The sequence below is a fragment of the Blastomonas sp. CCH1-A6 genome, assembly GCF_001556365.1.
Lineage (GTDB): Bacteria > Pseudomonadota > Alphaproteobacteria > Sphingomonadales > Sphingomonadaceae > Blastomonas > Blastomonas ursincola.
Genome location: NZ_LSIS01000186.1, coordinates 1 through 11,553 on the forward strand (window position 1 = coordinate 1; position 11,553 = coordinate 11,553).

The 11,553-nt window shown below is 64.3% G+C and carries 11 protein-coding genes; 3 read left to right on the plus strand and 8 right to left on the minus strand.

The window, feature by feature from the left end; genetic code table 11:
* Positions 1–257 precede the first annotated feature (257 nt).
* Positions 258–797 carry a hypothetical protein gene (locus AX735_RS08045; RefSeq protein ID WP_066278376.1) on the minus strand — a complete coding sequence of 180 codons (540 nt, stop codon included), beginning with the start codon at positions 795–797 and terminating at the stop codon, positions 258–260.
* A gap of 153 nt (positions 798–950) precedes the next feature.
* Here AX735_RS08045 and gyrB point away from each other — a divergent pair, with 153 nt between their 5' ends.
* Together gyrB and AX735_RS08055 are read left to right on the plus strand one after the other, a co-directional pair.
* Positions 951–3,464: a DNA topoisomerase (ATP-hydrolyzing) subunit B gene (gene gyrB / locus AX735_RS08050; RefSeq protein ID WP_066278407.1), complete on the plus strand. Its 2,514-nt coding sequence runs from the start codon at positions 951–953 to the stop codon at positions 3,462–3,464.
* Between the two features lie 16 nt (positions 3,465–3,480).
* Entirely contained in the window at positions 3,481–3,948 is a 468-nt protein-coding gene (locus tag AX735_RS08055) for an NUDIX domain-containing protein (RefSeq protein WP_066278382.1), read from the plus strand.
* Here the strand turns inward: AX735_RS08055 and dinB are convergent, their stop codons facing one another.
* Positions 3,949–5,049: a DNA polymerase IV gene (dinB, locus tag AX735_RS08060; protein ID WP_066278387.1), complete on the minus strand. Its 1,101-nt coding sequence runs from the start codon at positions 5,047–5,049 to the stop codon at positions 3,949–3,951.
* A gap of 91 nt (positions 5,050–5,140) precedes the next feature.
* On the opposite strand from dinB, the gene AX735_RS08065 reads away from it, so the two are divergent.
* Positions 5,141–6,394: a multidrug effflux MFS transporter gene (locus tag AX735_RS08065; RefSeq protein ID WP_066278415.1), complete on the plus strand. Its 1,254-nt coding sequence runs from the start codon at positions 5,141–5,143 to the stop codon at positions 6,392–6,394.
* Between the two features lie 60 nt (positions 6,395–6,454).
* On the opposite strand, the gene AX735_RS08070 is transcribed toward AX735_RS08065, so the two are convergent.
* From AX735_RS08070 to hisF, 6 genes are all read right to left on the minus strand, one after another.
* Positions 6,455–8,002: an amino acid permease gene (locus AX735_RS08070; RefSeq protein ID WP_066278393.1), complete on the minus strand. Its 1,548-nt coding sequence runs from the start codon at positions 8,000–8,002 to the stop codon at positions 6,455–6,457.
* Between the two features lie 140 nt (positions 8,003–8,142).
* Positions 8,143–9,696, minus strand: coding sequence for a pentapeptide repeat-containing protein (locus AX735_RS08075; RefSeq protein WP_082751004.1), 1,554 nt, complete (start codon positions 9,694–9,696; stop codon positions 8,143–8,145).
* Positions 9,697–9,763: 67 nt separating this feature from the next.
* Positions 9,764–10,144, minus strand: a complete 381-nt coding sequence (locus AX735_RS08080; protein ID WP_066278417.1) for a histidine triad nucleotide-binding protein — start codon at positions 10,142–10,144, stop codon at positions 9,764–9,766.
* Between the two features lie 5 nt (positions 10,145–10,149).
* Complete coding sequence (locus tag AX735_RS08085; RefSeq protein WP_066278402.1) at positions 10,150–10,473, minus strand: phosphoribosyl-ATP diphosphatase; 324 nt, start codon at positions 10,471–10,473, stop codon at positions 10,150–10,152.
* A 43-nt stretch (positions 10,474–10,516) separates the two neighbouring features.
* Positions 10,517–10,777, minus strand: coding sequence for a hypothetical protein (locus tag AX735_RS08090; protein ID WP_066278405.1), 261 nt, complete (start codon positions 10,775–10,777; stop codon positions 10,517–10,519).
* 151 nt (positions 10,778–10,928) lie between these two features.
* Positions 10,929–11,553: HisA/HisF-related TIM barrel protein (hisF, locus tag AX735_RS08095; protein ID WP_066278406.1), on the minus strand; the 625-nt coding region annotated here is incomplete at its 5' end.

Genomic DNA, 11,553 nt, shown 5'->3' on the forward strand with positions numbered 1-11,553 from the left:
GCTGCGCGGCGATGCGGTCGACCTGATCGGAAAGCGCTCCCCAGTTGATCTGCCGCTGGCCGTCATCGAGCGCGGGAGCATCGGGGCGCTCCCTGCCCCAGGCGGCGATGATGCCGGGCCAGTTGCCGAATTCCTGTTCAAGCTCCGCGCGAATATCCATGCGAATTCCTCTCCATGCGCGCCATAGGGCGTCTGTCGTCCGGGACTATGCCCAGAGCCTGCGCGAGAGGAAAGAGGCTATCGGAAGCGTCAAGCGCTCAGCGCGCGACCACCGCGACAAAGGTGCTCTCCACCCAGCCGCTCTGGCACGGGCCGGCATAGGGGCGCTTGCCGCGCACCGGAGTGGTGACGCCGCAATCGACGCCGGGTGCCGGCGTGGTGGGCGCAACTTTGCTCGGCTCGCTGCCCACCGCAGGCGCCGGAGTAGCCGCGACAGGCTTCATCCCATCCTCGCTCGCCACCACCACGCCCAGCCATTGCTGGTCGAGGCTGCGGGTGCAGATGAACACATGCGCGTCTTCGGTCAGTTCGCCGATCTGCTTGGCGTCGTCGAACGGTGCATCGCGCACTGCCAGCTTGCCGCCGCGCAGGTTGCCGACGCGTCCCCGCCCCTGACAAGCCGCGAACCGCGTTCCGCCCTCACCGATATTGACCGCGCGCGCGGTCGGGCTGGGCTCGGCTGCATCGAGCCGCTCGCCCGCTTGCACGCCGCCGGGAGCGCGCTTCTGCGCAGGCTCCGGATCGGCGCAACCGGCAAGCGTCAGGGCGATGGCGAGGGGCAGCAGGGCAGCTTTCATGGTCTCTTGCTAAAGCCTTCGCAGTCCGCATTCAAGCAAGCTGCGGCGAGCCCATGGATGCGGGAAAGATGCATGCCTGGGCATGATCGAAAATATGTGCAAAACCGACCGGTAATGCTTGGGTTTCGGCGGGCGCGCGGCTATGGCAAATTCATGACAGATACCAGCAATACCCCCACCGAAAACAACCAGAACCCCGCCAACACCAACAGCTATGGCGCAGACTCGATCAAGGTTCTCAAGGGCCTCGACGCCGTACGCAAGCGCCCCGGCATGTATATCGGGGATACCGACGATGGTTCGGGCCTGCACCACATGGTGTTCGAAGTGTCCGACAATGCCATTGACGAGGCACTGGCCGGGCATTGCGACCGCGTGCTGATCACGCTCAACCCCGATAATTCGGTCACGGTCGAGGATAACGGCCGCGGCATCCCCACCGGCATCCATCCCGAAGAGGGCATTTCGGCGGCCGAGGTCATCATGACCCAGCTGCACGCGGGCGGAAAGTTCGAGAATACCAGCGACGACAATGCGTACAAGGTTTCGGGCGGTCTGCACGGCGTGGGCGTCAGCGTCGTCAACGCGCTGTCCGAATGGCTCGAACTGCGCATCTGGCGCGACGGGCAGGAACACTGGATGCGCTTCCGCCACGGCGATGCCGAAGCCCCGCTCGCGGTGATGGGCCCTGCCCCCGACGGTAAGAAGGGCACGCAGGTCACCTTCCTGTTCTCTGGCGACACGTTCAAGAACGTGCAGGAATATGATTTCGAGAAGCTCGAGCATCGCTATCGCGAGCTGGCGTTCCTGAACTCGGGCGTGCGCATCGTGCTGCGCGACGAACGCCATGCCGAGGCCAAGGAGCATGACCTCTATTACGAAGGTGGCATCGCCGCGTTCGTGAAATGGCTCGACCGCAACAAGCAGCCGCTGATGCCCGATCCGATCGCGATTTCGGGCTCGCGCGACGATGTCACCATCGACGTCGCGCTCGAATGGAATGACAGCTATTACGAAAATGTCCTGTGCTTTACCAACAACATCCCGCAGCGCGACGGCGGCACGCACTTGGCCGCGTTCCGCGCGGCGCTGACCCGTACGCTCAATGGCTATGCGGAAAAGTCGGGGCTGCTGAAGAAGGAAAAGGTCTCGCTCACCGGCGATGACATGCGCGAGGGTCTGACCGCGATCGTCTCGGTCAAGCTGCCCGATCCCAAGTTCAGCTCGCAGACCAAGGACAAGCTGGTCAGCTCCGAGGTGCGCCAGCCGCTCGAGAGCCTGATGGCCGACAAGATGGCCGAATGGCTCGAGGAGAACCCGGCGCACGCCAAGGCGATCGTCGCCAAGATCATCGATGCCGCCGCCGCACGCGAAGCCGCGCGCAAGGCGCGCGAGCTGACGCGGCGCAAGGGCGCGATGGACATCGCCTCGTTGCCCGGCAAGCTCGCCGACTGTCAGGAGCGCGATCCTGCCAAGTCCGAACTGTTCCTCGTCGAGGGTGACTCGGCAGGCGGATCGGCCAAGCAGGGCCGCGACCGCCATTATCAGGCGATCCTTCCGCTGCGCGGCAAGATCCTGAACGTCGAGCGCGCGCGCTTCGACCGGATCATCTCGTCCAAGGAGGTCGGCACGCTGATCCAGGCGATGGGCACCGGCATCCGCGACGATTTCAACCTCGAGAAGCTGCGCTATCACAAGATCGTCATCATGACCGACGCAGACGTCGACGGCGCGCATATCCGCACGCTGCTGCTGACCTTCTTCCATCGGCAGATCCCGGAGATCATCCGTGCCGGGCATTTGTACATCGCGCAGCCGCCGCTCTACAAGGTGAGCAAGGGCAAGAGCGAGGTGTACCTGAAGGACAATGACGCGCTCGACCAGTATCTGGTCGATGCGGGGCTTCAGGGCCGGGTGCTCGAAACCATTGGTGGCGCGCGCGGCGGCGAGGACCTGCGCGAGCTGATCGAGCATGCCCGCCGGATGAAGAGCCTGATGACCTATATCCCGCGGCGCTACGATCCGCTGATCGTCGAGGGGCTGGCGCTGGCCGGCGCGCTGACGCCGGACATGCCGCAGGGCGACCGCCAGGCAGCGGTCGAGAAAGCCGCGCAGTGGATGGGCGGCGCCGATCCCGAAGCGCGCTGGCAGGGCGAGATTTCGGCTGAGGGCGGCTATCACCTGCAACGCTTCTGGCGCGGCGTGACCGACCATCATGTCGTCGATCTCGCCTTCCTTAACAGCGCCGAGGCGCGCAAGCTGCACCGCGTGGCGGGCGAGTTCGCGGATGTCTATCTGAACCCGAGCCGCCTGGTAAAGGCCAGCTCGGCCGCAGCTTCGATCGCCGAGACGGGCGAGGACGATGCCGAAGAAGCGGTGGTCGCCACCGGCCTCGTCATCAACCGCCCGTCCGCACTGCTCGACGCCATTCTGGCCGCGGGGCGCAAGGGACTGGCGGTGCAGCGCTACAAGGGCCTGGGTGAGATGAATGCCGAGCAGCTGTGGGAAACCACGCTCGACCCCAACCACCGTTCGCTGCTGCAGGTGAAGGTCGAGGATGCCGATGTGACGGACGAGGTGTTCACCCAGCTGATGGGCGATGTCGTCGAGCCGCGCCGCGATTTCATCCAGGAAAATGCGCTGAACGTCGCCAATCTGGACGTTTGAGGTTCGGAGCGGCGGCATGACCCCGCTCCGTATCGCCTATATCGTCGCGCACCGGGTGCGGCTGTTCTTGCGGCGTGTGTTCCAGATCAAGACGCGCGGCGTCAAGGCGGTGGTGCTGCGGGGCCGCGAGGTTCTGCTGATCCGGCACAGCTATTTCGCCACCGACCGGTTCATGCTGCCAGGCGGCGGCGTCGGGCGGAAGGAGACGGTTCTGGCAGCGGGGATCCGCGAGGCGTTTGAGGAGACCGGATGCCGTCTCGACAACGTGTATGTGCACGGCGATTTCATCTCGAACAGCGAAGGCTTCCCCGATCATATCACCGTCATTGTCGGCGAAACCCGCGACGACCCGATGCCCGATGCCGGCGAATTGCTCGAAGCCCGGTTCTTCCCGCTCGATGCGCTGCCAGATGCTCTGACCGATGCTTCGCGGCGCAGGGTCATCGAGATACGTGATGGGCTGCCCCCCTCGGACGAATGGTGATCAGACGAAGGGGAGTTCGGGCTGGCGCTCATCCTGCGGATCCTCGTCTCCCGCGCGCGACAGGCCCGATAGGGTGAGTCCCAGAAGGCGCACGCCATTGTGCAACGGCAGGATCTGGTCGATCAGCGCCTGACCGATCTGCCCGAACATGGCCCTGCCCTCGACCGGCTGCGTGAGCGTGCGCGCGCGTGTGATGGTGTGGAAATCGGCGAACCTTGCCTTGAGCGTAACCGTCCTGCCCTGCCCCTCAGCGCGCTCGACCCGCTCCCAGACGATATCGGCGACATTCTCGAGCGCGGCGCGCAAACCATCTTCGGTCCAGATATCCTCGCCATAGGTCCGTTCGCCGCCGATCGACTTGCGGATACGGTCAGGACGCACCGGGCGATTGTCAATCCCGCGCGCCGCGCCGTGCAGATAGCTGCCCCAGCTGCCGAAATGCTGAAGCAGCCATTGTTCCGACTTGGCCGCCAGGTCCGCGCCGGTGACGATGCCCAGCGCCGCCATTTTCTCGGCGGTTCGCGGGCCGACCCCGTGGAAGCGCTTGACCGGCAATGCGGCGACGAAGCCCGGCCCCTGTTCGGGGCGGATGACGCACAGGCCGTCGGGCTTGTTCTGGTCACTCGCGAGCTTGGCGATGAACTTGTTGTACGACACGCCGGCGCTCGCGGTGAGCCCGGTCTCCCGGGCAATGTCGGCGCGGATCATCTCGGCAATATGGGTGGCCGAAGCGATCGCCTGCTTGTTCGCGGTGACGTCGAGATAGGCCTCGTCGAGTGAGAGCGGTTCGATCTGATCGGTGTGCTTCGCGAAGATATCGCGGATCTGGCGCGAGACGGATTGATAGACATCGAAGCGCGGCTTGACGAATATCAGGTCCGGGCATCGTCGCTGTGCGGTCACCGATGGCATGGCCGATCGCACGCCAAAGGCCCTTGCCTCATAGCTGGCCGCTGCCACCACCCCGCGCCGCGACGAGCCACCCACCGCCACGGGAAGCCCGCGCAGCGCCGGATTGTCGCGCTGCTCCACGCTCGCGAAAAAGGCATCCATGTCGATATGGATGATCTTTCGCAAAGGGGGATCGGCGGGGCCTTCCATGGGTTGAGGCAAAATAGAAATCGCTCGCGCGGTTGGCAATCATCGTCCCGAAGCCCATTATGGTGCAATGCACAATGAAAAGACCCTGGACATGGCCACTCCTGCACCATCTACCGAAACCGGCTCCTTCCCGATGGGCACGCGCGAACTGGTGGCGATGATGGCGGCGCTGATGGCGCTCAATGCGCTGGCGATCGATTCGATCCTCCCGGCCTTTCCCGCGCTGGGCGCTGCCTTCGATGTCGCGAGCGCCAATGACCGGCAGTTCGTGATCAGCAGCTATCTGATGGGCATGGGCATCGGATCGCTGTTCTACGGCCCGATTGGCGACCAGGTCGGCCGCAAGCCGGTGCTGCTCGGCTCCTTGGTCTTCTACGTCATTTTCGGCGGGGCCTGTGCCTTTGCGCCCGATTTCCAGACATTGCTTCTGCTGCGCTTTGCCCAGGGCTTTGCAGCTGCAGCCATGGGCGTGCTGGTGGTATCGGTCATCCGCGACATCTTCTCGGGCGACCGGATGGCCAGCTTCATGTCGATCATCTTCATCGTGTTCATGGCGGTGCCGGTGCTCGCGCCGACCGTCGGACAGCTGATCCTCTATTTCGCGCAATGGCAGTTCATCTTCATCCTGCTGTCGGCGATGGGCACTGCAGTGGGCGTCTGGGTCTGGTTGCGCCTGCCCGAGACGCTGCGTCCCGAAAATGTCATCCCCATCCGGCTCGACACGATCGGCAGCACCTGGTTCCAGGTGATCTTCAACCGCCAGGGCTTTGGCTATGTTGCCGGTGCCGGTCTGCTGGTGGGGGCCATGTTCGGCTTTCTCAACAGTTCGCAACAGGTCTTTGCCGACGTGTTCGATGCCGAAGCCATCTTCCCCTATGCCTTTGCCGCAGTCGCAGGCGCGATGGCGGTATCGAACTTCTTCAACAGCCGCATCGTCGAGCGTTTCGGCGCGCGGCGGGTGTCGCATTCGGCACTGATGGCATTTCTCGTCCTGTCGCTGCTGCAGATTGCCGCCGCCAAGTTGCCGGGAGAGCCGATGGCTCTGTTTCTGGTGATCGTCGCGCTCAACATGGCGATGGTCGGTTTCATCGGCGCGAATTTCAGCTCCATCGCCATGGAGCCCTTCGGCGCGATGGCGGGAGCGGCCTCGTCGTTCCAGATGGCATTTCGCACCGTGCTCGGCGCTGGCATCGGCGCGCTTGTCGGCCAGGCCTTCGACGGCACGACGCTGCCCATGGCCCTGGGCTTTTTCAGCTGCGGCGTCGCGGCGCTGGTCGTGATCCTGTGGGCGGAAAAAGGCAGGCTGTTCCGCCGCCCGGGGACCTGCCCCAAATCGCCGATGTAAGGCTGCACGTCCGAGCCCAAAGAAAAACCCCGGCGGGTCACGCCGGGGTTTTCGTTTGCATCAATGCGAGACGACGCCCGGATCATCCTCGGGCACCTCGACGATGCCCTTGCCCAGATGGCTCGCCTTGTAGCCATAGAGGTAATAGATCACCATGCCGATCGCACCCCAGGCGGGCAGCACGATCATCGCCTCGAACGGCAGGTTGAGGAACAGGAAGATACAGCCTGCGATCGTAGCAGGTCCGACCAGCCAGAGCATCGGCGTGCGGAACAGGCGCTCGCGGTTCGGATCGGTCTTGCGCAGCATCATCACCGCGATCGCCACCATCATGAACGCATAGAGCGTCCCGGCATTGGCGATATCGGCGAGCTGGCCGACCGGCAGGAAGGCCGCTGCAAAGGCGACGATGCCGCCGGTAATGGCGGTCACCACATAGGGCGTCTTCCACTTGGGGTGGATCTTCGAAAGGCCTTCGGGCAGCAGGCCGTCACGCGCCATCACGAAGAAGATGCGCGTCTGGCCGAACAGCAGGATCAGGATCACCGAAGGCAGCGCCACGAATGCGGCGATGCCCAGCATGTTGCCGACCGCGCCGAAGCCGATCTCGCGCAGCACGTGCGCCAGCGCCTCGTTCGAGCAGACCAGCATGTCGGCATATTGCGGCAGCGCGCACTGGCGTGCGAGCTCTTCCGAACCTGCGGGGAACGGAATGCCATTGGGTCCGAGGATCGGCTGACCACCGATGGTGCCGACGGCACCGGCGGCGACGAGAATGTAGAAAATGGTGCAGAAACCCAGGCTGCCGATCAGGCCGATCGGAACGTTGCGTTGCGGGTTCTTGGTTTCCTCGGCTGCGGTGGAAACTGCATCGAAGCCGACATAGGCGAAGAAGATGGTCGCAGCGGCGCCCACTGCACCGATGCCCGATCCGAAACCACCGAAAACGCCGGCGGGCAGGAACGGGTTGAAGTTCGCCATGTCGGTCTTGGGAACGGTCAGCACGATGAACGCGGTCAGCGCGGTCACCTTGATCGCAACCAGCACGGCGTTGACCTTGGCCGATTCACTGGTGCCGATCATCAGCAGCCATGTCACCAGCAATGCGATGACGATCGCGGGCAGGTTGACGAAGCCACCCGGTGCACCGCCCAGCCAGAGCGGGCCTGCGGTGAGATAGGTCGGCAGCGTTATGCCGAAGAACTCGTTCAATATGGTTCCGGTGAAATAGCCGGACCACCCGACCGACACCGCGCTCGCCGCGACCGCATATTCGAGGACAAGGGCCCATCCGACCGTCCAGGCGAGCAGTTCGCCCATGACCGAATAGGTATAGGTATAGGCGGAGCCTGCGACGGGGATCATCGCGGCAATTTCGGCATAGCAGAGCGCCGCGACGATGCAGATCAGGCCCGCAATCGCAAAGGCCAGCATCAGGCCGGGACCCGCCTTCTGGGCGCCGGCCGAGGTCAGCACGAAAATACCGGTGCCGATCACGCAGCCGATGCCGAACAGGGTCAGCTGAAACCAACCCAGGGTCGGATGCAGCGACTTCTTCTTGGCTGTCGCCAGAATGGCGTCCAGCGGTTTGACACGCGCAAATTTCATGATGTTCTTGATTTCCCACCCTTGGCGGGCCTGTAGCCAGCCGGTTGCGTCCCGGGGTTATCCCCCTGTGGCGCACAGGATTAGCGGCTTTTCACGCGGTGGCAACCGGGTTGTAACCCATCTGTCGCATCGCGGGCCGGTCATTGCCCGCTCGCGGCCCGCTCGGCATAGGTTTTGAGGATATCCGCAGGCAGCGCGATACGCCGCATGGGGCCGAACGCCGCGCGCGCACCGCAGCTGGCATAATCGGCCGAGCCTTCGGCGTCCTCTCCATAGGGATGGCCATCCGCGAACACGCGCAGCCAGTCGCCGTCGATCTGTACCACCCGAACCTGGCGGTTGCTCTCGCTGTCTCGAACGCTGTACCAGCCGGTCAACGGATCAAGGTTCAGCCCGCTCGCGCCCAGGGTGCAGGTATGCGCATTGGCCCCGATCGACTCCCCGTTCGCGTCATAACGACCGTCGACCTGCCGCTCGACATAGGCATAGCCCATCGATGCCTGTGCCAGCAGCGGTGCCAGCCGCGCGAACAGCTGTGACCGCCGCATCGCCTCGCTGACCGGCAGTTCGTCATCGATGAACAGCGCTGCCTCGCCGGGCTTGAGCCAGTTGCCCTCGCCCAGCGCTCCCAGCAATTGCCCCTGCCGCTTGGCATAGGCATTGCGCAGGCAGTCCGAAGGAAACTCCTCGCTCATGCAGCCGTCGCGCTGCTTGAGCCATTGCCGCTGTTCTGCGACAATGCCCGGGTTCGCCTTTCGCGCTTCGGCAAAAGTGCGCGCGAGCAGCCGGTCGGCATCGGCCAGATCGCGATTGTCGGGCAGGCAGATCGTCCTTTCGGCAACACTGGTTGCCTTGCTGCAGTCAAAGGACGGATCACGCACTGCCGGGTCGGCCATGGCGATATCGTCCGTCAGGGATTGTGCCTCTGCAGCTGTCAGCTCCAGCCGGTTGTCACCTCCTACGAGCACGAGAGGGTGACTGATCACCAGGCCCTTCAGGCTTGCGAGCTGCGCCGGCGATATCTCGGTCCGATCGAGCATGGCATCTTCCAGCGCGATATCCCTCAGCCCGTAGCGATGAAAGCTGCTGAGCTTCGCCCGCGTGAGGTTGGCTCCACGCGCCGACATCAGCTTGTCGCTGCCATAAAGCGGGCAACCATCAGACAGCGTGATGCCGCACGAAAAATCGAAGCGGGAAAGGTTCGCGCCATCAAGGTTCAGGCCATCGATGCTCCCTTCGAACCAGCCTCCCTCCAGCTTCCCACCGCTGAAATCGGCCTTGGTCGCCTGGACATCGGAAAGATTGGCGTCGCGAAGCAGGATGCCGGGAGCCTTGATGCCGGCGAGCGAGGCACCTGTCAGGTTGGACTTGATGAAGCCAATGCCAGGCGCGCGCGCGTCATCCCATTGGCTGCGCTGCAGGTCAGCCTCGACAAAGCACGCGTTGGTGAGTGAGAGCCGACGAAAATCCCAACCGGCGAACTTGCCGCCCTGAACGATCGCGCCCTTGCCGACTGCCTTGGCCAGCTCCGCCGGGCTGCGCAATGTGGTGCCGTCCACGGTGGCAGTACCGGCTTGCGGCTCCGTCTCACCCCACAGGTCACCGAGCATCGTCTCGCATGGAACACTGGTTTGGGCCAGGGCGGGTGCGGTCATGCACCAGGCGGCGCACAGCACGGCCAGAGATCGCAGCATCTTGATCCTCCCTCACGCCCGCTTGAGCCAGATTAGACCCATGGCACAGGCTTGAGAAGAGGCGATGTCAGCCGCGCATCAGCATCGGACCGAGCGGCTTTCCGGCGAACAGGTGCACGTGCAGGTGCGGCACCTCCTGATGCGCATCGAGCCCGATATTGGCGAGCAGCCGGTAACCCGGCTCGACCAGGCCGAGCATCCGCGCCACCTCGCCGACGCCGCGGACGAACGCCGCGATCTGCTCGTCGGTACCGCGCGCAGAAAAATCGTCCCAGCTGACAAACGGGGCCTTGGGGATCACCAGCACATGCGTCGGCGCCTGCGGGTTGATGTCCTTGAAGGCGAGGATGTGGTCATCCTCGTGCACCTTGGTGCAGGGAATTTCGCCGCGCAGGATCTTGGCGAAGATGTTCTGGTCGTCATAAGGCTGGGTCGGATCGATCGGCATGATGGTCACTCCTTGGGGCGAGAGAGCTTTTCGGCAATGCCGGACGTGCCTTCGCGCGCATCGAGCTCGGCAAGCACGTCGGCCCAGGACAGACCCATATCGGCGAGCAGCACGAGCAAGTGGAAGATCAGGTCGGCGCTCTCGCTGACGACGCCCTTGCCGTCGCCCTGGATCGCGGCGATCACCGCCTCGACCGCTTCCTCGCCGATCTTCTGAGCGATCCGCGGGCGGCCGCGCACGGACAGCTTGGCGACATAGCTGCTGTCGGGCGAGGCCTTGCGGCGCTCTGCGATGACGGCTTCGAGCCGTGCGATGATCGGGTCTGCCATATTTCGACGCTCTGCGACGGAGGCGGGCGTGCGTCAAGCGCGCTCAGCGCTTTGGCGGGCCCTTGCGGTTGCGACCGGCCGCCCAGCGCCCGACCAGCAGGCCGATAATGCCCATGCACAGCAACCCGACGCTGCCCGGCTCGGTAATCTCGATCCAGCTGCGGATGCCCTCGGCGCGGGTCAGCCCGTCGAGCGTGATCCGGCTCAGCGGACCGGCCTCCAGCGGCGTGGCCAAGGCCATGCCAGGCAGGATGACGGCGATGCGGCGCACGACCTTCAACCTTTCACTTTTGCCGGGTTTCATTCCGAGACACTTCATGCCTGATGGTTAAGCAAGCGCTTTGCCAGATGTCGCAAGCGCCCGGAAACAGGCGCATCCACTGGTTAATGCCCCACCCGCAACGGGCGCAAGTGTCAAGCCCACCGACAACCGGCTGGCTGCAAAAGCTGTAAAATCAGTGCGATCGCGCAGGCAATCCGGCTTCGGCCAGCGCGCGATGGGCATCGGCGATGCTGGCTTCGCCAAAATGGAAGATCGATGCCGCCAGCACCGCGCTGGCATGACCCTTCGTCACGCCTTCGACCAGATGGCCGATATGTCCCACGCCTCCGCTGGCCACAACGGGGATGTCGACCTGGTCGGCTATCGTGCGGATGAGCTCGAGATCATAGCCGTCGCGCGTGCCGTCGCGGTCCATCGAGGTGACGAGCAACTCGCCTGCCCCGAGCCGTGTCAGGTTCAATGCGTGCTCGATCGCGTCGATGCCGGTTTCCTTGCGTCCGCCATGGGTGAAGATTTCCCAGCCCTGGCCGTCGGCGCGGCGGCGCGCGTCGATCGAGGCAACGATGCACTGGCTGCCGAAGCGCTCGGCGATGTCGGCGACGACCTCGGGCCGCGACACCGCCGCGCTGTTGACCGCGACCTTGTCGGCACCAGCAAGCAGCAGCGCGCGCGCATCCTCGGCGCTGCGCACCCCGCCGCCGACGGTGACCGGCATGAAGCAGACCTCGGCGGTACGCCGGACGACATCGATGATCGTGCCGCGCGCCTCATGGCTCGCGGAAATGTCGAGAAAGCAC

Coding starts and splice junctions, on each gene's coding strand:
- AX735_RS08045 (WP_066278376.1), bottom strand. CDS start 797: ATGAAAGCTGCCCTGCTGCCCCTCGCCATCGCCCTGACGCTTGCCGGT.
- gyrB (WP_066278407.1), top strand. CDS start 951: ATGACAGATACCAGCAATACCCCCACCGAAAACAACCAGAACCCCGCC.
- AX735_RS08055 (WP_066278382.1), top strand. CDS start 3,481: ATGACCCCGCTCCGTATCGCCTATATCGTCGCGCACCGGGTGCGGCTG.
- dinB (WP_066278387.1), bottom strand. CDS start 5,049: ATGGAAGGCCCCGCCGATCCCCCTTTGCGAAAGATCATCCATATCGAC.
- AX735_RS08065 (WP_066278415.1), top strand. CDS start 5,141: ATGGCCACTCCTGCACCATCTACCGAAACCGGCTCCTTCCCGATGGGC.
- AX735_RS08070 (WP_066278393.1), bottom strand. CDS start 8,002: ATGAAATTTGCGCGTGTCAAACCGCTGGACGCCATTCTGGCGACAGCC.
- AX735_RS08075 (WP_082751004.1), bottom strand. CDS start 9,696: ATGCTGCGATCTCTGGCCGTGCTGTGCGCCGCCTGGTGCATGACCGCA.
- AX735_RS08080 (WP_066278417.1), bottom strand. CDS start 10,144: ATGCCGATCGATCCGACCCAGCCTTATGACGACCAGAACATCTTCGCC.
- AX735_RS08085 (WP_066278402.1), bottom strand. CDS start 10,473: ATGGCAGACCCGATCATCGCACGGCTCGAAGCCGTCATCGCAGAGCGC.
- AX735_RS08090 (WP_066278405.1), bottom strand. CDS start 10,777: ATGAAACCCGGCAAAAGTGAAAGGTTGAAGGTCGTGCGCCGCATCGCC.